Annotated in this window: 16 protein-coding genes; 12 read left to right on the plus strand and 4 right to left on the minus strand. The window is 49.4% G+C overall.

The features are described from left to right. Window positions 1-948: calcium-binding protein (locus AC2215_RS24335; protein WP_486812614.1), on the plus strand; the 948-nt coding region annotated here is incomplete at its 5' end. 128 nt (window positions 949-1,076) lie between these two features. On the opposite strand, the gene AC2215_RS24340 is transcribed toward AC2215_RS24335, so the two are convergent. After that, on the minus strand, window positions 1,077-4,559 hold the full coding sequence (locus AC2215_RS24340; RefSeq protein ID WP_486812615.1) for a pentapeptide repeat-containing protein: 3,483 nt from the start codon (window positions 4,557-4,559) through the stop codon (window positions 1,077-1,079). A 1,258-nt stretch (window positions 4,560-5,817) separates the two neighbouring features. Here AC2215_RS24340 and aqpZ point away from each other — a divergent pair. The 9 genes from aqpZ to AC2215_RS24385 all read left to right on the plus strand — a co-directional run bounded on the left by aqpZ (window position 5,818) and on the right by AC2215_RS24385 (window position 18,604). Beyond that, the gene (gene aqpZ / locus AC2215_RS24345) at window positions 5,818-6,588 is read left to right on the plus strand and encodes an aquaporin Z (protein WP_486812616.1); all 771 of its coding nucleotides are present in this window, start codon (window positions 5,818-5,820) and stop codon (window positions 6,586-6,588) included. Between the two features lie 425 nt (window positions 6,589-7,013). Further along, window positions 7,014-8,525, plus strand: coding sequence for a hypothetical protein (locus tag AC2215_RS24350; protein ID WP_486812617.1), 1,512 nt, complete (start codon window positions 7,014-7,016; stop codon window positions 8,523-8,525). A 508-nt stretch (window positions 8,526-9,033) separates the two neighbouring features. After that, complete coding sequence (gene metH / locus AC2215_RS24355) at window positions 9,034-12,573, plus strand: methionine synthase (protein WP_486812618.1); 3,540 nt, start codon at window positions 9,034-9,036, stop codon at window positions 12,571-12,573. 110 nt (window positions 12,574-12,683) lie between these two features. Then, entirely contained in the window at window positions 12,684-13,721 is a 1,038-nt protein-coding gene (locus AC2215_RS24360; protein ID WP_486812619.1) for a hypothetical protein, read from the plus strand. After that, entirely contained in the window at window positions 13,714-14,382 is a 669-nt protein-coding gene (locus AC2215_RS24365) for a Uma2 family endonuclease (RefSeq protein ID WP_486812620.1), read from the plus strand. Before AC2215_RS24360 ends, AC2215_RS24365 begins: the two co-directional genes overlap by 8 nt. A gap of 312 nt (window positions 14,383-14,694) precedes the next feature. Next, window positions 14,695-15,096, plus strand: coding sequence for a GFA family protein (locus AC2215_RS24370; protein ID WP_486812621.1), 402 nt, complete (start codon window positions 14,695-14,697; stop codon window positions 15,094-15,096). Between the two features lie 118 nt (window positions 15,097-15,214). Further along, complete coding sequence (locus tag AC2215_RS24375) at window positions 15,215-15,997, plus strand: DUF4184 family protein (protein ID WP_486812622.1); 783 nt, start codon at window positions 15,215-15,217, stop codon at window positions 15,995-15,997. A 168-nt stretch (window positions 15,998-16,165) separates the two neighbouring features. Continuing rightward, window positions 16,166-18,181: a DUF3352 domain-containing protein gene (locus tag AC2215_RS24380; RefSeq protein ID WP_486812623.1), complete on the plus strand. Its 2,016-nt coding sequence runs from the start codon at window positions 16,166-16,168 to the stop codon at window positions 18,179-18,181. Between the two features lie 279 nt (window positions 18,182-18,460). Further along, window positions 18,461-18,604: a chlorophyll A-B binding protein gene (locus tag AC2215_RS24385; RefSeq protein WP_486812624.1), complete on the plus strand. Its 144-nt coding sequence runs from the start codon at window positions 18,461-18,463 to the stop codon at window positions 18,602-18,604. A gap of 106 nt (window positions 18,605-18,710) precedes the next feature. Here the strand turns inward: AC2215_RS24385 and AC2215_RS24390 are convergent, their stop codons facing one another. Both AC2215_RS24390 and AC2215_RS24395 read right to left on the minus strand, forming a co-directional pair. Beyond that, window positions 18,711-19,331 carry a transglutaminase-like domain-containing protein gene (locus tag AC2215_RS24390; RefSeq protein WP_486812625.1) on the minus strand — a complete coding sequence of 207 codons (621 nt, stop codon included), beginning with the start codon at window positions 19,329-19,331 and terminating at the stop codon, window positions 18,711-18,713. A gap of 9 nt (window positions 19,332-19,340) precedes the next feature. Further along, window positions 19,341-19,856 carry a GNAT family N-acetyltransferase gene (locus AC2215_RS24395; protein WP_486812626.1) on the minus strand — a complete coding sequence of 172 codons (516 nt, stop codon included), beginning with the start codon at window positions 19,854-19,856 and terminating at the stop codon, window positions 19,341-19,343. Window positions 19,857-20,311: 455 nt separating this feature from the next. Between AC2215_RS24395 and AC2215_RS24400 the strand changes: the two genes are divergently transcribed. Next, window positions 20,312-22,519: a hypothetical protein gene (locus AC2215_RS24400; RefSeq protein WP_486812627.1), complete on the plus strand. Its 2,208-nt coding sequence runs from the start codon at window positions 20,312-20,314 to the stop codon at window positions 22,517-22,519. Between the two features lie 249 nt (window positions 22,520-22,768). Then, a complete protein-coding gene (locus AC2215_RS24405; protein WP_486812628.1) occupies window positions 22,769-23,014 on the plus strand; it encodes a hypothetical protein in 246 nt (81 codons plus the stop codon). Between the two features lie 100 nt (window positions 23,015-23,114). On the opposite strand, the gene AC2215_RS24410 is transcribed toward AC2215_RS24405, so the two are convergent. After that, the gene (locus AC2215_RS24410; protein WP_486812629.1) at window positions 23,115-25,445 is read right to left on the minus strand and encodes a GAF domain-containing protein; all 2,331 of its coding nucleotides are present in this window, start codon (window positions 25,443-25,445) and stop codon (window positions 23,115-23,117) included. Window positions 25,446-25,995 lie beyond the last annotated feature (550 nt).

Genomic DNA, 25,995 nt, shown 5'->3' on the forward strand with positions numbered 1-25,995 from the left:
AATCCCACAGACCCGACTAATCCCACAGACCCAACCAATCCAACCAATCCCACAGACCCAACCAATCCCACAGACCCAACCAATCCAACCAATCCCACTAATCCCACAGACCCGACTAATCCCACAGACCCAACTAATCCCACAGACCCGACCAATCCCACAGACCCAACCAATCCCACACCGTGCATCAATCCCGGCGTCTTCCCTCCCCTGCGAGACAGCTTCACCCTCTGCGATGATTTCGTTACCTTGGGCGATGAAGACGATTTGAGTGCGGCACTCGAAGGTCACGACTTAGCCTTTGGAAACGGGGGAAATGACTGGATTTTCGGGAATCGGGGAAATGATACCCTAGCCGGGGGAGATGGAAACGATTCGCTGTACGGCGGCAAAGATAACGATATCCTCTACGGCAACAAACTCGATGATGTCCTGTATGGGGATATTGGGGCGGATGAGCTGTATGCCGGTCAGGGAAACGATCTGCTCTTTGGCAATACGGAAGGGGATATCCTGTTTGCCGACATCGGAAACGACACCGCTTATGGGGGTCGGGATAACGATCGCATTTTCGGCAACCTGAATAACGATCGCCTCTATGGAGAACTTGGAAACGACTCCATTTATGGCGGTCGCGATGAGGATACCCTTGATGGCGGTGATGGAGACGATCTCCTCAGCGGCGATCTCGGCAACGACAGTCTCCGGGGAGGACTCGGACGGGATAGCTTTGTGGTAGTTGAAGGTGGCGGTACAGATGCGATCGCCGATTTCGAGTCTGGGGAAGACGTACTGGCCCTGGCCGATGGTTTGACATTCGATCGTTTGGCAATTTCCCAAGGAACCACCGGCGCGGAAGTACGAGTCGCCGACACTGCCGAGGTTCTGGCCGTTCTCGAAGGGGTGAGCGCGGATACCGTCGCTGCCGAGAATTTCGTATTGCTGTAACTTCGGGGGCTTCGGGGGGCAGAGGAGGTAGAGGGGGCAGGGGAGGTAGAGGAGGCAAAGGAGGATCTTGCTGGTGTCCAATCTCCCTTCCCCATTTTGCATTTTTAATTTTTCATTTTTAATTCTCGTCAACCCTTCCGTAACCTCTCCAACTCCTGCGGGGTAAAGGGATTCTCGCCCCGGCGCAGGGCATCCAGCCAGCCTTGTCGTTGCTGTTTTTCTGCTTTCGACTTCTTGAAAATGCCGGTATCTAAAGCTCGTTGAAAATCCTCAATTGCCCCGGCAATATTCCCCGTCAGCGATCGTGCCAAACCGCGAGTATCGAGATATTCTCCATTATCCGGTTCGAGTCTCACGGCATTTTCTCCAGCGAAGAGGACATCGGCAGCTCGATTTTGCAAACAGCCTTCCCAACAGAGATGATTCCAGAAATTGGCGGAAATTTTTAAGTCAGGATCGAGTGTTTGGGCTTTTTGATAGGCCGCAAGCACAGCATATACATCACCTTCCGTAAAAAGATGGTATTCCCACTGCAACACCACAGCCGCTGCAAATTGGGGTTGTTGCACCAGTTTGTTGGAAATGTTCCGGGTTTCGTCTAAACCGATCGCATTTGCCCATTCCGTTGTGCTATCCCATTTCACCTCACCGAGGTTAGCACCTTTGAAATCTGCTCCACTGAGGTTAGCACCTTTGAAGTCTGCTCCACCGAGGTTAGCACCTTTGAAGTCTGCTCCACTGAGGTTAGCACCTTTGAAGTTTGCTCCACTGAGGTCTGTACTGCTGAGGTCTGTGTCACTGAGGTCTGCCCCTCTGAGGTAAGCGTCACTGAGGTTTGTCCCTCTGAGGTTAGTGCCACTGAGGTCTGCGCTTCTGAGGTAAGCGTTACTAAGGTTAGCGCCACTGAGGTAAGCGCTTTTGAGGTCTGTGCCACTGAGGTCTGCGCTTCTGAGGTAAGCGTCACTGAGGTAAGCGCCACTGAGGTAAGCGCCTCTGAGGTCTGCGCTTCTGAGGTCTGTGCTGCTAAGGTCTGCCCCTCTGAAGTCTGCACTTCTGAGGTCTGCGCTTCTGAGATTTGCGCTTCTGAGGTAAGCACTTCTGAAGTTTGCACCTCTAAGAAACTTACCAACGATTTTCGCAAATTCCCAAGCCCCCAAACATTGACTGTAGCCAATTATCCGCAGCAAACGCTCTTCGTCAAACTCCTCACCTTTTTCTCCACAGGGATAAAACGCCATCTTATCCTTCAACTCTTCCCGCGACTGTCCGTAGCGGTGCAACTCCAGGAGCAAAATCAACACGTTCAATCCGGTGTAGATATCTACCTGGCGCTGTCCCCGTTCGATGCCGTATTTCTGTAACTGCCGTGCCTTTCCTAGGGGGAGCATTTCCTCGGTTGCATCCAACAGTTCGATAAATTGCCCATCGCACCAACTTCGATAAAACTCCTGCAATCGCTCGAATAATGCAACCCAGTCCAGTTCTTCGTTTTGCCGCAGCAGCACCCGCAGGTAGCCGACGATTTCCTCCGTCAGGTTACCGTACCCCAGTAGATCGTACACTTGCTTGTTAAAGTTGGCCTCGTCGATGGCGTAGGTTTTTCGCCGCCTGCCCGTTTTCTGCGTCCAATCTGCCAAAGTTTCAGCCATCCGTTCGGCACAGAGAAATTCCCCAAAGCTTTTGTGGAAAAACTCCACGGAATTCTCCCCACCGCCTGCCGCCTTCAGATAAAACGCTGCCAGAGCATTTTTCAAGGGGTTTTTCTGGGATGCCTGCCGCGCGGCCTCAATCAGTTCTATCGCTCCAGCATTGCCTTGTGCCACCAGTCGAGCTTCAATGAATTTAATTAACGCCCGTTCGTTCCCTGACTGCACCACGCACAATCCCGCCTCTGAGAGCAGACTGTACAAATCCTCCTGATCCAATCCCACAATTTTCGGGGTCAGATTGCGCCCGTCTTCTGCCCGTTGCTTCGTCAGCACCCACTCCAACGCTACCTGATACACCCGCACTTTCAGCTCGTCTCCATCGTCGGAATCGAAGGTGTCAGCGCTGAAGCTATCGTCTCGGTACATCGCCGCCAGCAAATACAGCAGCAGGGGTTCCCGCGCCAGTTCTCGCACCTGTTTCGGAAAGCGATTCGCCAGAAATTTTCGGAATTTCGCCGCTTTCTCCGTTCCCACAAGCCGTTTCCACTTATGCAACCACGCCTCCCGAATCTCCGGCGACATCAACTCAATTTCCACCCGTGCTAAATTGGGGGGCATCGTTCGTTCCAATCCCGCCAAAGCCAGAGGTCGCCCGGTGATGAGAACTCGATGTCCCCGTTCGCTATTTTCTGCCGCTCGTTTCTGGAACTGTTCCACTTGACTCAGGAGTTGCCCCACGCCGTCTTTGGTTCCCCGTTCCAAGAGCAACTCATCGAAGCCATCGAGCAAAAACAAAAACCGGGTATTGCGGTCTGTCAGCCAGCCGGAATCACTGGCAGAAAAGTCCCACCCCACTGCGGCACTCAGGGTTTTGTCGAAATCCACCTCAAAGGCCCTAACGTCGCGCAACCGAATCAAAATCGGCGTGTAAATCGGGTGCAGTTCTCGCCGTACCCAGTCGGCAAACATCCGACAGAACACACTTTTCCCCCGTCCTGGGCCACCTTGAATGAAGATAACCTGCTTGTGTTTGTTTTTATCGGTCTGTGCGAGCAGATTCGCCGCCCAGGTTTCGATATTTTGTTTTCGATCGACTTTCCCATCCCGCACCGGCTTCACTTCCAGGGGAACGTAGACATCCCGAAACGTAAAATCCTCATCGAATACTCTCTCTTTTGGCTTTTCGGCAATAATCTCCTGCAAATACTTGTCGATGCTGCTGTAGGTTTCGATGTCCCGCAGCCATCCCTCCCCGTAAATCGCCGCCAGCTTCGGCACTTTATCTCGCACTTCGGCAATGGCTTCTTTCAGGTAGCGATGGGTACTGCGGGATATCCGTTCGGTCACTCTCTTCGCCTGAGTTTCCGCCAATCCCGCCTCCTGCAACCGCACTGTCAGTACCGGATTAAAAGCTTTCGCCAGGGGGGAATCGTGGAAACAAATCAGGGTATCGCGTGCGTCTCGGTCATCGAAGGGAATCTCGCCGCGATCGAGCCGTTTTCCGACCTGTTCTATCTGTTTGGCTACGGCCTCCGAAGCATTCTTCTGCTTCTGCTGGATGATAATTGCCTTCCATTGCGGACGATCTAACAAATACCCTCGCAAATACTGACGCGCGCTTTCCAAATATGCCGCCTGACTCACCAACAGCACTGCATCTTCCAAACTAGGTTCTTGGCGCGTTTTCTCGACGATAAACTGCAAAATCCCCGTCGCCAGGGAAACAAAGGGCAATGCCGACCCAATCACCTTCGCCATGGGGGAATTGAGTACGTCCAGGAGAGAATCGAAATTGGCAATCAGTGGTGCGAGTTCTGCGGCGCTTCGATTTTTCTCCAGCGCCGTCCTCAGTAAAAATACGGTTTTGGCTGCATCCACGCCACCGATAATGGCATTACCCCAAGGAACCTCAATTTCAGTGTTGAGAACTGTCCAAATATTGCGCCACAGTTTCTTTGCCATTTGCGTTGCGAGAATGCCGATCGAAAAATTTGGCTATATCGTACAGCATCAATCAAAAAAAAATATTCCGTAAAATTACGGAACTTATCAAGAACTCTCCCATCGCCAGAAAAGCCGCTCTTATCTACACCAGAACGAAAGAAAACGTTAAGAATTAGAGCGATCGAAAGAAAAAAATTATTTCACTTCTGCTTTTATTTTTTGATTTTTCATCAAAAACTTATTGCATTCGAACGCCTAAAATCATATTTTCAAGTTTTAAATATTTCAACAATCTGTATCTAGCGGTTCTCAACCTCAATTGTCGAAAAAATGTGAATTCCTCGATCGCCCTTTTCAAACCATCGCCGTAATTTTTAGCTTTCCCCCAACCCCATCAATGGAGTTCGTTACAAAAATGAGCAATAGGATAGTATGGTGTGAAAATTATCTCGATCGAACCCGTACATCTCGTTTTCCTGACGCGCAAGATGTATAGCTTAACGCGCCTAAGTTATACACCGAAGTTATACATGTTCGATCGCCCTTGATTTCGCTCAAGTCACATCAATTCATCACCGCGCGCCAGCCATGGGTTCACCGAACTTAGAAAGCCCGCAATCTCAAACCAAAATCGAACAACAACGGTAACTCGTCGCCCCACAACTCATCGTACGGCTATCACACTCATCACGTTTCTAAACTCCCAAACCAAGAGGCGATCGACTGGCATTCCAGGGCTTGACGGGCGATCGCATTCATCGCCAAAAATCTTAAATCTTTATAAAATTAACTCGATCGCCCAGATTTTTTACATCATTTCACTACATCATTAACTTTTATAAGAAAATAGCAACCTCGATCGCGATTTTCAGAAAAAGCAGGTACAATTCAGTCTTAAAGATAGCCTTGCCACAGGATAGTGTGAAATCAACGGTTGAGAAACTCTCTGTTTCCGTTCTCCGGTCGTCCGGAATCAACCCTAGAGTTTGAACTCAGCGTTGTCACCTCTCCCACGGTCAAAAGCTATCGATCGGGACTTTCCTCGAAAAACCGTTAGGTACGTTGTTTAATTAAAAATGTTTGGCTCAGTGAGATGTATGGGAAAAAGTAATTGCTTTTTCTTCAAGGTTCAAAATAAATCAATTTTCCGGAAGTTTTGCGTACCCATACCATCGACGGTAAAGTTCCCCGCTCGTTAATCTTGATACATTCCCTTCAAACCCACGGTTTAAGGCGATGTGTCGTCGCTCTAATTGACAGGAAAGGAGTTTTTTAAATGCCAATTGTCAAACGATGTATTGCCGAATGTATCGGTACGTTTTGGTTAGTGTTTGGGGGTTGCGGCAGCGCGGTACTCGCAGCAGTTTATACCTCCGAAGGTGCAAATATCGGTAATAGTACTGCTTTTCCCCTAGGAATCGGACTGGTGGGGGTTTCCCTCGCCTTCGGTTTGACGGTGATGACCATGGCCTATGCCATCGGACATATCTCCGGCTGCCATCTCAATCCCGCTGTTTCCTTCGGGCTGTGGGCGGCTAAGCGCTTTCCCGGCTCCGATTTGCTGCCCTACATTGCCTCCCAGGTGGTGGGAGCGATCGTGGCCGCCGGACTGCTGTATTTGATTGCGAGCGGTCAAGCAGGTTTCGAGCTAGCTGGCTCGAATCCCTTAGCTACCAACGGTTTCGGCGCTCATTCTCCAGGCGGTTATAACTTAATCTCGTGCCTGATTATCGAAGTCGTGCTGACGTTCATGTTCCTAATGATTATTTTAGGCGCAACCGATCGCCGCGCGCCTGCGGGTTTTGCCCCGATCGCCATTGGTTTGGGCTTGACGCTGATTCACCTGATTAGCATCCCCGTCACCAACACCTCCGTCAACCCCGCTCGCAGCTTGGGACCTGCTATCTTTGCCGGAGCCGCACTCTTCAGTCAAGTTTGGTTGTTCTGGCTGGCTCCCATCCTCGGTGCCGTCCTGGCTGGATTCGCCTATTCGGCTATGTTCGATGAATCCACCGTCGGCGAACGACCTGTCAACGAAACGGTGTAGAGCCAATGGTACGGGACGCTCGATGTTTCGTCCGGCACTCAGGGTTAAACCTCGCTAGAAAGCCGACCCAGAAGCAGACGACTCGCCTCATGTCGATACTCCCGTGCCATTGAAGGTCGTTTATTACACTTAAACTTTTCATTTCAATCTTGCGAATCCCTAGGGACGAATAACAGTTCGTCCCTTTTTTGTGGCGATCGCCGTCAGCTCAGTTCGAGGGGGATTACCCCATATGCCGTCGACTTGCCTGAGTCGCGATCGCCATAATAAGGTTATGGAGTAGCGTTGATGTTCGCTCGAGTCACACTTAGACTGACGCGAATGTTGAAATAACTCGATCGCGCCATCGGGTAACTTCAGCATTCATCCTAGATCGCGATCGATTCCCCATCCAAACGCACTTCGAGTTTAAGTGTATAAAGTTCATGAATAACAGTTTCTTTGACGATTCCCTCGATAAAAAATATATCAACCAGCGCATTCGCGAACTAGAGAATTCAAAGATCGGATTTTATAGTATCGGTCTTTATCCAGCTTCTATTGCCTATAATTGCGCGATGCAAACTGGAGAAGCCTCGCTGCTTCTGGCCCCCCGTCCGGGTCGGAAATTGATGGGGGCTTTTTCGGAAGAAGCGATTCAAGGGATGGATCCCAATCGCGTCACCGCCATGGAACGGATGGCCCATCACAAAGAAGGCACGAAGCTCGTTCCTAATACCCTAGAGTACCTGATTGTCAATTGCGAGTTGGTCATCTTGAGTGCCAACAGTAACTACATCGAACAAGATCTCAAACAGGCTTGCCAGATTCGAGAAAAACTCGGACGTAATAACGTCTTGTTTGGTTGTTTGGCCGGTTCTTTCAGTCACGATAAAGACACCAATACATCCTATGTTTTGTGTGAAAAGCAACCCAATCTTGCCTTCTTTTCCGGTTTTCACCGCCACGATGCGCTCCGAGATCCCGTTGATAGCTTCACCGCGAATTTCTGCCACCCCAATGCATTAACGGCACTCCTCGGTGCCCATATGCTCGATAAAATTTCTCTCAATATTCAGGTCGCACCGGGAATTCATAACGTCGAAGCGCAATATATCAAAGCTGCAAAAAATATGGCTTCGATTTTTGCCGGTTTCGGTTACGAATTCCATCGAGATAATCCCGGAATTTTGCCCACGCTACTGACGTTGCTGCTCGATCAATGTATCGATCAAGCGGCTACCGTGTCTATGTCCCGGCGCGATCGTCACCGGCTTTATTATCGCCAACCGATCGCCCTGACGGAACTCGGATACGGCGTGCCCCGCATTGAAGCGACCCTCAATCGAGGCGGCGATATGGAAAAAGTGCGCGACCATACCTTTTCCCAGCTAACAGCCACAGTTGCGGACGTGCGCGGTAGTATGATGCTGCCGGTGACCGGCAAACCGACGCGGAACTTCCAAGCCGGTCAAGCCCTGGCTAAAGGAATGAGCACTCTCGGTCGCTGTCCGTCGAATATTGAAGAATTTGAAGAGTGGTGCGAAAACGCCGGTCTCAATAAAGGCGGTCTCGAAGGATTGAAAGCCTTGAGGTATTGGCCGCAGATTATCCAAAAATACGATATTCCCGTCCACGACTCATCCACGATTAACCTTCTGTACGTCGCCATTTTCGGGAACAGCCACGAGAAAGCCTCAGCCTTCAAAGTGATGACCGAAAGCCGCGAACTCTCCAGCTACTGTCAGGAGTCCGTACGCCCCAGCCACAGCCGCAAATACGCCGACGCTCTGAATAATTTCGATAAACCCGAGGCGTTAGAGTTACTGGCCAATGCGGTCATTGCCGACAACGCCCGCAAGTATATTAACGATGAAAATGCGATCGAAGAACGGGAAATCCACGCAGAAGATCCGGCCTATTTGCAGGTGATGAGTAGTATCGAACACAGCGCGTAATCTCGAGTTCGATCGAGTTTCACTCGAGTTTGAGTCGTCTCGAGAAATTTGTAGGGTGGGCAGTTATTGCAGGAGGATTTCACTTTTACACTAGACCTCAAACTGCCCACCAACACTATTTAAACGAGGGCAAAACTTCAACTTGGCGATTTCGGTTGCTTCGTTCGCCTCTCCTCGGGCAACAGAGCCAAATATTCTAACGTTATAAGGTCCATGTCGTGAGGCGATTTCGAGGAGTTACTGGTGATGCTATTTGAGAAAGTAATAATATTTAGATTGTTTAATATTGCTGCATAATTTTATGAAAATTTCTGTTTTATAAAATGTTTTCTACTGTTATAATCCTATCGTTCGCGATGCAAATTCTTGGGAGCGAAATCACTTTTCGATCGACTCCTGTATTCTTCCCGAAAATAAAGAAGACAAAACCCGAGCGCATCGGCTTCCCCAAAGCCTTGAGATAAAATATAAAGACTAATTCGATCGTCACCCAATCCATACTCCCTCCATGAATAGCCCCTTCCTGCAACGACTCCACAGCGAAAATCGTCCGGTTCTAGTCTTGGACGGTGCCATGGGAACCAACCTGCAAGTGCAGAACCTCACCGCCGAAGACTTTGGCGGCGCGGAGTACGAAGGGTGCAACGAATACCTCATCCATACCAAACCCGAAGCTGTCGCCACCGTGCATCGCGGGTTCCTCGAAGCAGGGGCCGATGTCATCGAAACCGACACCTTCGGCGGTACTCCCTTAGTGTTGGCTGAATACGACCTCGCCGACAAAGCTTACGAACTCAATAAAGACGCAGCCGAACTCGCCAAGAAGCTGACCGCAGAATACTCGACCCCGGAAAAACCTCGATTCGTCGCCGGTTCCATCGGACCGGGAACCAAACTGCCGACCCTGGGTCATGTGGATTTTGACACCCTGCGGAATTCCTTTGGGGTACAGGTCGAGGGACTCTACGACGGCGGGGTAGATTTGATGCTGGTGGAAACCTGCCAGGACGTGTTGCAAATCAAAGCCGCTTTAAATGCCATCGAAGACGTCTTTGCCAAAAAAGGTGCGCGGCTGCCAATCATGGTATCGGTGACCATGGAATCCTTCGGCACCATGCTGGTCGGAACGGAAATTAGCGCCGTGGTCTCCGTTCTCGAACCCTACAGCATCGATATCCTCGGCCTCAACTGCGCCACCGGTCCGGATTTGATGAAGGAACACATCCGCTACCTCTCGGAACATTCCCCCTTTGTCGTCTCCTGCGTTCCCAATGCCGGACTGCCGGAAAACGTCGGCGGACAAGCTCACTACAGGCTGACGCCAATGGAATTGCGGATGGCGCTGATGCACTTCGTCGAGGATTTGGGGGTGCAGATTATCGGCGGTTGCTGCGGGACGCGCTACGAACATATCGGTCAACTCGCCGAGATGTCGCAAACCCTCACCCCCAAGGAACGCCAACACAGCTACGAACCTTCCGCCTCCTCGATTTACAGTACCCAAACCTACGAACAGGACAACTCCTTCCTGATTGTCGGGGAACGCCTCAACGCCAGCGGTTCTAAGAAAGCGCGGACGATGCTGAACGCTGAAGATTGGGATGGATTGGTGGCCTTGGCAAAATCCCAGGTGAAGGAAGGGGCGCAAATTCTCGATGTCAACGTCGACTACGTGGGCCGGGATGGCGTTCGGGATATGAAGGAGTTGGCCTCGCGGCTGGTGACGAACGTCAACTTGCCCCTGATGCTGGACTCTACGGAATGGGAAAAGATGGAAGCGGGGCTGAAAGTAGCAGGGGGTAAGTGTTTGCTCAACTCCACCAACTACGAAGATGGCGAACCCCGCTTTTTTAAGGTGTTGGAATTGGCGAAGCAGTACGGCGCTGGGATTGTCGTCGGAACCATCGATGAAGATGGGATGGCGCGAACGGCGGATAAAAAGTTCGAGATTGCCAAGCGCGCCTACGATGCGACGGTAGAGTACGGCATTCGCCCCGAAGAGCTATTTTTCGATCCCCTGGCGCTACCGATTTCCACGGGGATTGAAGAAGACCGCGCCAACGGCCAAGCCACCATTGAGGCCATTCGCCGGATTCGGGAAGAGTTGCCTGGATGTCACATTACTTTAGGGGTGTCGAATATTTCTTTCGGCTTAAATCCGGCGGCGCGGCAAGTGTTGAATTCGGTATTCCTCCACGAAGCAATGCAGGTAGGGATGGATTCGGCAATTGTTAGCGCCAGCAAGATTTTACCCCTGGCAAAAATCGAGCCGGAACATCAAGAAGTCTGCCGTAAACTGATTTACGATAAGCGAGAATTTGAAGGAGAAGCTTGTACGTTCGATCCGTTAATTAAGTTAACTCAACTGTTTGAAGGGAAAACCACGAAACGCGATCGCACTGTCGATGAAAACCTTCCGGTTGAGGAACGGCTGAAGCGCCATATTATCGATGGCGAACGGATTGGGCTGGAAGAACAATTGGCGATCGCCCTGGATAAACATCCACCGTTAGATATTATCAATGTCTTCCTCCTCGATGGCATGAAAGTGGTGGGCGAACTGTTCGGTTCCGGACAAATGCAACTGCCCTTCGTGTTGCAATCGGCGCAAACGATGAAAGCAGCGGTGGCTTATCTCGAACCCTATATGGAAAAAGATGAAGCGGAGGATAGTGCCAAGGGAACGTTTATTATCGCCACGGTGAAAGGCGACGTTCACGATATTGGCAAAAACTTGGTGGATATCATCTTGTCCAATAACGGCTATCGGGTGATTAATCTGGGCATCAAGCAACCCGTCGAGAATATTATTAAAGCCTACCGAGAACACAATGCCGACTGCATTGCCATGAGCGGTTTGTTGGTGAAATCCACGGCATTTATGAAGGATAACCTGGAAACCTTCAACGAAGAAAATATTACCGTTCCGGTGATTCTTGGGGGAGCAGCATTAACTCCCAAATTTGTCAACCAAGATTGCCAAAATACCTACAACGGTCAGGTGGTTTACGGCAAAGATGCGTTTTCCGATCTCAACTTTATGGATAAGTTGATGCCAGCAAAATCTGAGAATAATTGGGACGATTTGAAAGGATTTTTGGATGAAACCAATGGTAACGGTCACGTCCCAAATGGTAGCGATCGCTCCTCAGAACCGAAGCCGAAAAAAGCAGCCGAACCGGTGGTTATCGATACTCGGCGATCGGATGCGGTGGATTTCGAGATCGATCGCCCCACACCCCCATTCTGGGGAACTCAAATCCTCCAACCCGAAGATATCCCCCTCGAAGAATTATACGGCTATCTCGACCTACAAGCCCTCATCGCCGGACAGTGGCAGTTCCGCAAACCGAAAGACCAACCTCGGGAAGAATATAACGGCTTTTTGGAAGAGAAAGTTTACCCGATTTTAGAGCGGTGGAAGCAGAAAGTTATCGATGAGAATCTGTTGCATCCCACAGCGATTTACGGCTACTTCCCCTGTCAATCTGAAGGCAATTCCTTGCACCTTTACAAACCCGAAGAAGCAGAATCCGGCAACCTCACCGAACCGATTGTCACCTTCGAGTTTCCCCGGCAAAAATCCATGCGTCGCCTGTGCATCGCTGACTTTTTTGCCCCCAAAGAAACGGGAAAAATTGATGTCTTCCCGATGCACGCGGTAACGGTGGGTGAAATTGCCACGGAATACGCCAAAAAACTATTTGACGGCGACGAATATACGGACTATTTGTACTTCCATGGCATGGCGGTACAGGTTGCCGAAGCGATGGCAGAATGGCTGCACGCACGCATTCGTCGCGAGTTAGGGTTTGGGGATAAAGAACCCGATAACATCCGCGATATTTTGGCACAACGGTATCAAGGGTCTCGCTATAGTTTTGGGTATCCAGCTTGTCCGAATATTCAAGACCAATACAAGCAGTTGGAGTTACTTGGATGCGATCGCATCAACTTGTATATGGATGAAAGCGAGCAATTATATCCGGAACAATCGACAACGGCGATCGTGGCGTATCATCCGGTTGCGAAGTACTTCACGGCATAAGTCGTATGTATAGGATAAATTGATAGAGAAAATAGAGGTTAGTTTACCTTTCAAGAAGCTAGCCTCTATTTTCTTTCGATTGCATCATAAAATTTGAGCGTTCAAAAATTATGAATTTATCTCTTACAACAATTTCTGATTTGGCAGATCTAATAACTGGAAACAGCGATTTATCTCCATATCGAACACAAAACGATTTAGAAATATTTTTCCAATATTGTCATATTCAACATGATTTTGATATAAAATCTTTATCCAGATTCACATATACACAATCAGTTTTACTAAAAGTAAATAATTCTGAAGAAATAAAAAACATTATTATTTTGGCTTTTGACTTAAGATATTTTTCAAAAAAAGAGTTTTCGGTTTATGAAGCAGTAAGTTATTTTAATAAATCTCTGGTTTTTGATGGTTATCAACTAATACAAGATGGCTTAGTTTATCGACTTGATAAAATTGAGAACCATGGGTGTCATATTAAGAATATTATTTTTGCAGCTAATGGCCCGAAACCTGAAATTATACTAAATGATGCAACGACAAATGATATAAAAATTGTCAAAAATCAAAAATACTGTTTAGTTTACGATTATCCTATTCAACATCATGGTTTACTCTTTAAAGAACTTGTAACCTGGTGGAAAATTGTACAAAAACAAGAGTGTTCATTCCTAGATGCGAGTCGCAACTTATATAAAAGATTAAAATTATCTTTATCAAGTAAACCAGAAAAACATTTATTTGAAGTTTTTTTTAGATTATTTTATGATGAACTCAATTTTATCCTTCCCGCACTAATTCCTCAAGTATATCTTCATTACGATCCATACACAATTAAAGCTTTAAAAGGTCAAAAGCGTCTAATGCGGCAAAGAATGGATTTTTTGTTACTGTTTCCTAACAATATAAAGATAGTCATAGAAATTGATGGAAAACAGCATTACTCATCAGAAAATAATCAACCATCTCCAAAGCTTTATGCTCAAATGGTCGAAGAAGATAGAAAATTAAAGCTTGCTGGCTATGAAGTGTATCGATTTGGAGGTTATGAGTTTGAACAACCAGACACAGACAAAAAATTAGAATCTTTTTTTAGGCGTTTATTAGAAAAATATAAATTCCAAGAATATTTTAATCATGAATAGCGTTTTCATTGGTAGAAATCGTAAAAAATTTTATAATCTATCTCCCCAACCTACACCCGATCGCATTCTTTTGGAAAATGTCAGTTGGCAAACCTACGAAGCGTTAGTTCGAGATGTCGAACATCAACCGGGATTGCGACTGACTTACGATCGAGGATACTTGGAAATTACGACCCCTTTAGTTCCCCACGAAAGAACCAAGAAATTGACAGGTCGCATGGTTGAAACCCTAACCGAAGAGTCGAATATCGAGATTCGCAGTTTGGGTTCCTTGACTTGCAAGCGCCGGGATTTAGAACGAGGCTTGGAACCCGACCAATGCTACTACATTCAAAACGAGCCGGCTGTCCGAGGTAAAACCGAAATTGACTTCGATCGCGATCGGCCACCGGATTTAGCCATCGAAATTGATATTAGCAGCAGTTCCCTCGATCGAATGGCAATTTATGCAGATTTGGGCGTGCCGGAACTCTGGCGGTACGATGGCAGCGATGTCACGATCTATTGCCTAGAAAATAAAGTTTATCGAACCTGCGATCGCTCGCCAACCTTCCCTCGAATGACACCGGATGCGATCGTTCGTTTTCTGGAAATGAGTCAAACCATGGGGGAAACCAGTTGGATTCGGACCTTTCGCGAATGGGTGAGGTTGGGGAAATGACAAGTGGCGAAGGCTGGTTGACTGACACAAATCTTGTGGGCTGAAATTCTTGCCCGGAGGGAAGTTGGGTGGGAACTCAACCGAACCCTCACCACACCAATTCTCAAGTTGAGCGAGCGCTAAACTTGAGAAGAGCGACAGGTTTGTGTTTCTGTCGAGTGTTCTGGCTCCGGGTTCGATTCGTGCTTCCTAAAAACAATCACGACTCTCCCCAATGGGTGAATGCATTGTACTGAGGCATCTTCCGGCTTCTGGGTTTTGTCAGTCGATCGGGGATCGATCGTTATGTGACCCTATTTTCAGGAAAAGATTATGGCAACAGGTGAATGCAATTGTGGAGCAGTCGCTTTCGAGATCGCGACTCATATTTCGGATGTGTATATTTGTCACTGCTCGATTTGTAGACGATCGACCGGTAGTAATGGAATCGCAGTTGTCGTCGTCCGTAATGAAGATTTCCGCTGGGTTAGAGGTGAAGAACTCATCAATACTTGGCATAAGCCAGGTCACGATTGGCAAACGAGCTTTTGCCAAAACTGTGGATCGCCTTTACCCGGTGTGAATGATGATTCAAGAATGTACGTTCCTGTTGGTTTAATAACCGAGGGTGATGAAAACCTGAAAGTCGCTCATCATATCTGGGTTGATTCAAAAGCGACTTGGGATGAAATCGGCGACAATGGTAAACAGCACCAACAAGCATTCGGAAATTAGGGTGTAGAGATCTGCCGAACCCTGTGCCAGAGCAAGCGTGAAGGGTTAGGTGTCCAGCTTCATTCGACATAGTCTCATCCCGCTCAACTTTATCGTTATACATCTGAATTGAGGTCGTATGCCGTTTACTCCAACGCATATTGTCGCCGTTCTCCCGTTTTGGTCGTGGCGACGAGTCTTTCCCTTTTGGGCATTCGCAATGGGTGCCATGATTCCGGACGTGCCTCTGTTCTTTCCCATTGTCGATTACGCGCAAACTCATTCCCCTTTAGGTGTATTCTCTGTATGTTTGCCCCTGGGTTTGGGTGGATTCTTCTTATTTGAATTCGTGATGCGACGACCCACGATCGCCCTCTTGCCGGTGTGGCTTGAATCTAGATTGTCATCCAAACCAAATATTCCCACACGATCGTCTGGGGGTATCCAACTTCGCTACTTTATTGCTGTGGCGTTTGCGATCGTCGTTGGTGCGTTCACCCATCAGATATGGGATGCATTTACCCATAAAGACCAATGGGGGACACACTTAATGCCGATTCTGAATTCCCAGATCGAAATGGGTAGCTTTCATGTGCCCGGCTACAAAGTCTTCCAGTATGGCAGTACTTTTGTCGGGTTGCCTCTCTTGGCATGGCTTGGAGCGATCGAACTCAATCGAAGGACGCCGACTCTCGATCGAGGTACCTTACCAATTAAATGGAAGCGCTTGGCTGGGACTTCGCTCTTGACGATTCCGATTTGCGTTGCCATTCATGCTTACATCGTCTCGCCAAGTGCCTATCGGGCATTGTTTCTGACGATTACGCGCTCGGGGGCCATATGGATGGTGATGCTACTTGTATACTGCCTCCTGTTCCACGCACTGGTGGATGCAGACCCAGATGCAGACCCGAATGCATAACCGATGGAAGAAATAAGCTCGATTCATGCCTTCAGCTCTATTCCCGGAGTGCCCCAAGCCCCCGACAGCTCAACATCCTCCCTCAGAGAAATCCTGTAGGTTAAGCTAGGCATGAGTTTTCCCTTTTTCGAGGAAAACCCGCGCGTCAACCCATAGGAGACCAAAAAATTGCTCGATCGATCCGTTGTGTCATGGCTTTTGGGATTCACCCTCTTCTCCGGTACAGCCGTTGCCCAACCCACAGCAGAATCCGAACCCCCACCGAATCTCCCGCCGAAAATCGCCGAAGCCCTACCCGCCAACCTTGCCGGCGCGCTGTTAATCGATACCACCGAAACTTGGAGGGCTCTTGAACCCTTCAATCCGCTGCCCTTCCAGATTGCCGGTCCCGGAGCGATTCCCCTGTTGCCGATGGAAGCGGATTTTCAAACCGATATTGCGCCGTGGGTGGGAAAGTGGGCGGCAACGGTTCTCCTGCCTGCCCGAGACCCATACGGTCTGGAACTGACGGATTTCAAAACCAGCGTGCTGACGATCGTCTCTGTCGAGAATACTGCTCGCATGAACGGGTATATCGAGAAGATGGAAACCTTGCGCGGCGAACCGCCCATCGAGCGAGAATTTGAGGGGGCAAAAATTTGGGAATGGGAAGCGGGGGAATTTCCCACATTGGAATTTCCCGAACCGTCGAGTCCCCTACCGGGACTGCCGGGGGATATGGGGATGAAAGTGGGGATAAAAGCAGGAATCAAAGAATTACCCGATCGCCTTGGGAACTGGTTCCAGGGTCAACTCCTCGCCCAAAGCAAGCCCAAACCCAAACCCCGCGTCCAACCAATTCCCCCCGTCCTTCCTCCCATCCCCGAAGCACCACCTCCGGTGGAACTCGAACCCTTGCCCGAACCGATGGAACCCTTTCCCGAACCCTCGGAGTTTCCCCCGTTTCCCATACCGCGTCCTGGATTGGCGATGGCGTTTCTGCCCGATGGCTACCTGGCCGTCTCCACCGATGCTGTGGCTCTCGAGCAACTGATCGCCGCGCAAAAAGATTTGGTGCCCCTGTCGGCGAACCCGCAGTTTCAGCAAACCTTCGAGCATCCCGAGTTCGGGCGATCGCTCGTGGCACTCTACGGCAATTTAAAGCAACTCTCTCAGCTCGCCTCCACTCTCAATATCCCCAACTTTCCCACAGTTCCCACCGAACCGGCTTCGGCGAACTTCCTAGCGGCGATTCTCGAACCGATGGTGAAAGAATATACCACCCTCCATGCTTGGGGTTGGGGAGCCGAAAACGGGTTGCGCACCCAGAGTATCGCCTACTACCGCAACCCCAGTCCCGATCGGGCCACAGTCGCTCCAGTGGATGGCACTCAAATGCTCTCAAGGATTCCGGGTGCCTCTTACTTCTCTCTCAACAGTTTTAACTTTGCCCGCCAATGGCAGCGCATCGTCGAAACCACCCAAGACGATCCCGATGTGAAGACCGGACTCGAACAATTGAGCCGCGTCGTTTGGGAAAATCTCAATCTCGATTTGGAGCAAGATCTGATTCCTTTATTCGATGGAGAGTACGCATTGTTTCTCTTTCCCACCAAAGAAGGATTGCTCCCCTTCTACAACCCCGGATTCGAGATGGGTTTGGGCATTGCGATCGAAACGAGCAACCGACCGGGAATGGAACGAGTTCTCGGTCAGCTCGAAACTTGGATCGAGTCTTTTAGCGATAACTTCGTCGAAGTCTCTACCACCGAAGTGCAAGGGATGGCGGTCACCAGTTGGGATAACGTTTTTGTCGATGAGAGTCAGGCCAGTCAAATCGCCTACGGCTGGAGCGATGCGAATACCCTCGTCATTACCACCGGTAGCGGTCCGATGGCGCAACTGTTACCCCAACCCTACGGAACCCTCGATCGTAGCTACACGTTCCAAACGGCGATCGAATCCTTTGCCGTTCCCAACGATGGCTACTTTTTCCTCAACATGGGTTCGATTTTGTCGTTCGTCAATACTTTTTTCGCTCCCCTCACGGGTGAAAGTCCCGATGCCGGATGGATTCGGACGGCCATGGGTGTGGTTCGCAGCCTCAGTATCTCCTCTTTTACCACCGCAGAACTCGAACAAGCCGATCTCTCTGTGGTTCTCTCGCCAGCAAGGGAAAAACTCGATCTGGGACTGGAAGAGTGATGGGGAGATGGGGAGTAATGGGAGATGGGGAGTAATGGGAGATGGGGAGAAACGGGAGATGGGGAGAAACGGGAGATGGGGAGAAACGGGAGCAAGATGCTCCCACTCATTACTGCTGACTCTTACAAGAGCTTCCTTTACCTCCGAAGCACCCGAGAGCTACCTAACCTCCGATACTCCCAAAATGCTCTGTCAAAAAAATGTAACTAAATGTTGCGTAAATCGAGACTATTATGTTACGATTTATATCAACGGTTGACAGCAGGAAATTTACTCATCATGGAAAACCAAGAAACTAAATTCGGCTTCACTCTATTCGCAGAAACCTGGAACGGTCGTCTAGCGATGCTCGGTTTCGTCATCGGTCTTGCCACTGAGTTGATCACCGGTAACGGAATTCTTTCTCAAATCGGCTTGATGTAATCGAGAAATGCTTCGTAATTTTTAGCTCGATTACTCGATAGCTTAATTTAACTTAACAAAGAAGCGTATCTTAGATACGCTTCTTTCTATTTATACGGGGAGAAGTTTACCCAGAAACGAGCTTGCTTGTTTCAAAAAAACCCTCACCCCGATCTTCGAGATTGAAATCCGGTAAATTCTTCAGCATTTCATCCCAGGTGGAATAGGTTTGCAAGGCTTCCACGATAATCGGTAGCGGTGCGGCAAAAATGCGATCGATCTCGAATTCTCCAGACAAACGAGGAGTATAAGCAAGCTGCTCGACGGGGGGAGAAAACTGAGCGTTGACCCCTTCTTTATTGCCCCGAGAATCGATGCGATACCAGCCAAAATCGGGTAGGTAGACTGCATTGAAACCGTGTAAGCTGTAGGGTGCGCCTCGATCGTCAATACTCAATCGTTGATAGCAAAACCCCGTGGGGATACCATTCGCTCTCAAGAGAGCAGCGAGCAAGTGACTTTTGGCAAAACAGTAACCGGTGCCGAATTTCAACACATCAGACGCCCGACAAGTCACGGGATTCATTCGATAATCGCTACTATGTCGAATGCGATCGCGCACCCACTCAAAACAAGCTTTTGCAATCGTTTCGGGATTTTTAATGCCCCGTGCGAGAGTTGATGCCAATTCTAAAATAGTGGGATGCTGCCAATCGATAACATCGGTCGATTGAAGGTATTCCTCCACGATCGCACCTCAAACGAGATCGATTTTCATCTTAAACGATCGACCCCCCACTCGGTTGACCGTTTCACTCTCCTCAATTGCCTCAAAACCGAACCGCCGATACAACTTCACCGCCAGATTATCGTCTCTGACGCTGAGGGAAATTGCCGGATATTTGAGTTTTGCAGCCGCTAACAATCGATCGAGCAGTTGAGTGCCGACCCCTTGTCCTCGGTATTGAGGCAGTACGGCAATGGCGAGTTCGGGAATGCGATCGTCGAGGTAGCCGTAACCGGGATCGGTACTGGGAAATAACCGCAGCCATGCGGCTCCTATCTTGTGGTTGGTATCGATCTCGTTGGCGATCGCAACGAATCCCAAATCCCCTTCTTGTCCCCAATCGCGGACGTATTTGCCCAGTTGGGGATGTTTTTTTAAAACCGGTAATGACATCTCATCTTCGTCATCAAGATGAGCGGCTTCATAAAGCATTTGCCAAAGAAACGGTTCGTCTTCAGGGGTGATGGGGCGAATTGAGTATGACATCGCTTGAGATGAGGAGAACTGACAAGGATATATTTTAGGTTTTTTAGATTCTGAGTCAATTTGGGTAAAGGAAGAGGACGAGTACAAAACTCACTCGATCGACACGATTCAAGACTTCAAACGGCGACATTTCCCAACAACTCTATTTTATTGATTATGCAAATATTTAAATTTTTTAATAAATAGGATTTATTTATTTTTTTTGCATAAATAAATCCGTTTAAACCTACTTTATTTTAGATAGATAAATTGGATGATTTGCTCTTCAGAACTCGTTAAATTCTCCCACCTCGAACTGAGAGTCGATCGCCCAACGCTTACCGATTTATCCAGCACAAGACTCCGTTGGTACTGCCACTCTGACTGGGTGAGGCGTGACTTATCGGTTCTGGTTTCCAGGGAAAATTGAGCCTTTTGGCTTCCTCATTGCATCACCTCAACTTACAACACCGATTATGACTGTTAATCTTCTCGATCTTGACTACTACCGCCAAGTTAACCCCGAGTTATCTAATTTTACGGACGAACAAGCCACCGAGCATTTCTTCAACTTCGGATTGCGTGAAGGACGAGATTTCTCCCCAATCGTCGATCTGGATTTGTACAAGGAAGCGAATCCCGATCTAACGGATGCTGGCTTCACCGAAAATCGTCAATTCTTCGACCATCTGGCGAATTTTGGTGTTGCGGAAGGTCGGCTGTTTTCCCATACGTTCCAGGCAGATTTTTATCGAGCTTCTCATGACGATCTAGTGGCCGCTGGCTTTGATAACGAGCAACTGTTCGAGCATTTCGAGGAATTTGGCATCGATGAAGGGCGGGTGGCATCGAATCTGTTCGATATCGACTTTTATCTCAATTCCCATCCCGATTTAGTGGCGGCGGGATTGAATAATCGCCAGAGTTTGACTCATTTTAACCAGTTTGGCATTCACGAAGGACGCACCTCCTCGCCTCAGTTCGACGTGGGAACGTATTTGAGTCTGAATGCCGACCTGACTCAAGCGGGGCTGACGAATGCTGAAGCTTTCGAGCACTATCAACTGTTGGGCATTAACGAACGTCGCATTGCTGCTCCGTTGTTGCCTCATCCCGATCGTACAGACAATTTTGATTTCGGGATCGTTAGTGGCAACCGTCGCTTTAGTGGTACAACAGGAGACACCAATCAATTCACAGGAGATATCCATCAATTCTCCCTATTTCGCCCCAGTGCCGTGAGTGCGAATCTTTCCCCGACAAACAATCCCGATCTAGAGATTAACCTCTCGTTGTTTGCGGATCTTAACGGCAACGGTCGTTTAGATTTCGACGAACCCACCATCCGCGATTCAGGATCGTCTCCTGATATTTCTAGGGTCTTACCTGCGGGAAACTATGGGTTATCTGTACCTGTGAACGTACACCGACTGCCCATCGGTGCTGCTGTTGGAGTCTCTGCTATCTATACTGGGTTCGAGTACGAAGGCAATCTGCTGGTGAGTCCCGTGGAGAGCTTACCTGCCGACAATGCCGGCAATTCGATCGCCACTGCCCGCGACCTAGGCACGCTCACCACCACGCAAACCTTCAACGATGCCCTGGTCCTTCTCGATAACACCGATATTTATCGTTTTACCCTCGATGCCCCGACGAACATCGAAGCGTTAGTGGATGGTACCAGTACTGAGGTTCAAATTGAAATTGCCCAAGATTTCAATAACAACGGTGAAATCGACGAAACACGGTTTGGGGCGCAATTCACAGAAATTCTCGAAACCTCTACCTCGACCAGCGGCATTGGGGTAACCCTCGACGCTGGTACCTACTTTCTGCGCCTGCAAAACGAACGGACTAACCCCGATACAGACTATAGCCTCACCCTATCCCCCCAAGCATCACAGTTCTTCCCAGATGGCGCGGGCAATATCCTGCCGGCAGCATTCGATGTGGGTGTGTTAGATTCGCCGCGATCGTTTGCCGATACGGTGGGCGAATCCGACAGTAACGACTACTATCAGTTCGAGATCGAAACACCCACCAATGTTGGTGTCACTTTAGATGTCCTGACGGGAAGCGCATCACTTGCAATCGGTCGAGATTTTGATGGGGGTTCGAGCGAGAGCATCATTCCCGAAGGTCGCGATTTCTTGCAGGGTCATGGTGGCATAACCGCTGCCGAGCAAGCTGCGTCGAGTCTATATTTAACCCCTGGCACTTACTTCGCCCGAGTATCCGACGGGTTTTCAAATTCCGCCTCTGCTGTGTACGATCTCGACATTACCCCCACTCCTCCATCAGGATTACCAGCGGACGCAGCGGGGAATAACACCCAGACCGCTCAAAATTTGGATGTTCTTACCGGAATGGAGACATTTAGCGATAGCGTCGGTTCGGCAGATCGCACAGATGTCTATCGCTTCGTTGTCGATCGCACCTCGACGGTGGATTTCTTACTTGAAGCTTCCCAGACCATTCCTGGTTATGGACTCCGAGTATTCAACGATCTCAATAATGATGGTATTTCGTTCGACCCAGGAGAATTTTCCCAATCGATCTCTTTCGAGCCGGCAACCCTCAGCGCACAAGAATCAATAGAGCTCACACCGGGTGTCTATTTTGTCCAAGTTTCCAATTTTGGGACAGAGAACGTCAATTACGATCTGAGCCTCTCGGTTATTTGATGAACTGACGAATGGCGTGGGTTGAGACATCTGTCGCCCCAACCCCATAGGTGAAAGGTTAAGCTTGCGTGCCGCAATTCAAGGGGGGCGGGGAGAGAATTAAAAATGCGCGCATTAAAAATTAACACTCACGGCATCCCCGTTTCTCCGTTACTCCGCGTCCCCCCATCTCCCATCCCAACCCCATGACGCTTGAGTCGATGCAACCGAGTTGGTATCCTCAAACTATTGCGAGTCTCAAACAGTCATATGATTGTCGGAACAACTCAAGCAGCACAAATTTTAAATATCTCCACCGCTCGACTGAGAATCTTGCTTGTCACCGGTCGAGTCAAAGGCGCTTACAAAACTGGTAGCATTTGGTTGATGCCGCTGTTTGACGGCAAACCGATTATCGAACCCGGCACGCGCGGTCCGGCTCCGAGTTGGCACCCGAACAATTCCCAAGAGCGCCCATCCCCATTAGACATCGGGAGGAAAAGGGTTAAGGGTTAAGGGTTAAAGGTTAAAAGAGAAAATCTAGAAAAAACTGAGAAATTCAGCCTTAAAACTGATTCGATTTTTGATTTCTACTAGCTCTCTAATACACCCATTGTCATTTCTCCGTTCGCTCTCCCCGTACTGCCTCTGCTGCCTCTGCTGCATCGACTCCCGAAGCCTCCGAAGTTTCCGAAGTTTCCGAAGTCTCCAAAACGTCCACGGTATCCCCTGAAGTTGCCTCGAGCACCCTCGCGCGGGCGAATTTTAAACCGGAGATGCCTTGCAGCGGTTCCACCCATCCCGTCTCGATATCGGAGTCGATCCAACCTTCGCGAGTGAGGTAGCGCAGGTATTGCTGGTATTGCGTCCATTCTTCGTCCGTGGAATAGACAATCGTCAGCATTCCCGGCTGGGTAATCCGAACTCGATCTTCGCGGCTAACCGCTTTATCGATCCGTTTTTTGACAATTTCGTAGCGAATATCTTTCGTCCCTTTGACATCAAATAATTTTTCCGTACTCTCGTGATGAAAAATATCCATCGGCGCATCTTGTACCAACACCAAGTGGGTGAGTTCGAGATCGGTGTTGTATCGCTCTTTGATGGTAAAGGCCGTCCGAGCGCAATCGCACATGGCCCGCAACTGTTCGTAGCGCAAACTCCGTAAGTGATAGGGACTAAATTTAGGAGAGATGGATTTACCCACGTACATGGTGCGATCGATCCCATCGGAGATTTCCAAATCGCAGTAGTGGGGAATAATTTCCTGCATCCGAACTTGCCAGCGTTCCCAGGTTTCTTGCAGTAAAGTATTAATTTCGCCAAGGGTGCGATCGTAAGCCGCACGAGCGGTGTAAACGCATTGGTTGTCGTTACGGCAAGCATTTTTGTAGGCGATCGCCGCTGCTTTTGCCTGGGGCGAGCGTTCGGCAAAATAATCGAAATAGATTTCGATATCTTGCTTGAGATAATCGGTGGCAGTGACATCGGCATCGACGGTGAGATCGCTCTCGAGTCGTTCGATATACTCGACCACGTCTAGGCGCAATTGCTCGGTTAAGGCACTCTCCTCCGCTTGACAAGCCGCCTCGATCGTCGCCAGCGCCAATCGGAACTGTTCGAGCAAATCCGATTGAATCGCTCGGTTGCGCTCGTCGGAGGAACCGCGAATATCGGAAATGCCGTAGAGGGGGTAAACGTTTTCAAACACAATTTCTTTGGCAGGCCACCCCCAACTGCGACGTTCGGCTTCTTGGGCGAAGCGCCATTCTACGGAGGGATGAATGTTACGAATGGTACTCACGTGCTGCTGGCGCGCTTGACGTAACGCGCAGGTAAACGCTGGAATTAATTGGTCCGCGTGTTGGCAATCGGATGGCGTAAAATGACCGGGCTTGTCGCTGGCGATACCCACCACCGCAGCGAGTTGCTTATCGCAATCATCGCTATTGCACGATGGAACCATCACTGGAATCACCAATATGGAACGAATGCCGACCGCCAAGAGCGATCGCTCGAACTCGGTTTGACAGTTGGCTTCTAGATCGGGGACGCTCCAAACTCGATCGACACTCGTCGATCCCAGAAAATGGGAATTCTTTAGAGATTTGAGAGAGTAGCGGGTGGAGCGAACGGGTCGATGTTTCCGACCGAAAAACACCTGTACCCGAGTTCTTTCAAGACACAGAACCAGAATATCCCGAGCCTGAAAGAGGGCTTGAAGCTGTGCGCTCGCTCGCTGAAATTTCTCGGGTTTGAGTAAGGAATCGCGATCGATGAGAACCTGAGTTAGGCGAGAGATTTGTTCTCGCTCGGTAATATCGTAGCCTTCGAGGCGTAACACCCCATCCACTCGATAGTTTTTGGGATCGAACTGGGCTTCGATCGCCTGCCAATTTCCCGTTTTTTGCAATTGCCCTAAATCCGCTTCGGCGAACTCATCGACGGTCTCGTCGAGGCGCGCGATCTGCAACTGCTCAAAATCGAACCAAAATTCTACAAAGCGAGGTTTCGCCTCTAATAACCCGAATACAAGGGTCGTGGGTTCGTTCGTCAGGGGTAAATCGGTTGTGTCCCACCCATATAAATCCCGCAGCACCAAATGCAAGACGCAACGTCGGTGGAGCGATCGCGCTGCGGTTTCTCCCCAGGAAGGACATAAGTCAAGCAGCGAAACTGTCTCTTTGCCCTCTTGATGCGATCGGTCGAGTTGGGTCAGTTGGTAAAATGGTTCGTTGGCATCGCGCAAGATAAAGGTGCCCGGTTCCACAGCAACGTGTAAAAGTCGTTGTACGGGACCAAGCTCCCCAAAGCGATTCGAATTTGTCGATCGAGCTGATGGAAACGTCACTCGATCGGGGGGGAAAATTGGAGGATTCGACGGTTGCAAGAGATCGATTTGGGTATCGATCGGGTACAAGTGCAACTTCCCCTCACCCTGGTTCATATATTTACCTAGTAAATGACGTCAATGACCACCCATCTCCAGCATACTTCAGCCTTTTAGTGGGTGGCACCCCCAGATTAGGAGAGGAGCAGGGGGAGAAAGGGGTGCAGGGGCTTCGGGGGCATCGGAAGCATCGGGAGCATGGGGGGGAAGATTTCTGGCAGATTACACAATGGGCTGGTGTTGTCTGAACTCGAATGGCGACTGCGATCGCCACAATATACAAATCCCACGAGTCACTGTCTCCCACAGCTTTTCCAGCGCCGACGTGCTCCTCAACCTGAATGATAGTCATTCAAGCGGATTCGATCTAACCCGTTGTCAATGGTCCGCGATCGATTCACTCTTACGAAGCGCTCGTTGCTCTCCGAAGCCCTCGAACCACCCACTAACGTAACGTCAGTTTTGGATAAGACTGTTTCCGGTGAGGGCGGGGAATGGGGAATGGGGAATGGGGAATCGGGATGAAGTACTTTGCTCCCCAGCAACCAGATGTAGCCAGTGCGATCGCTTGGCTCATCAAGAGGCTTGCCAACCGCCCGAATCTCAC

The sequence above is a fragment of the Zarconia sp. genome, assembly GCF_057467645.1.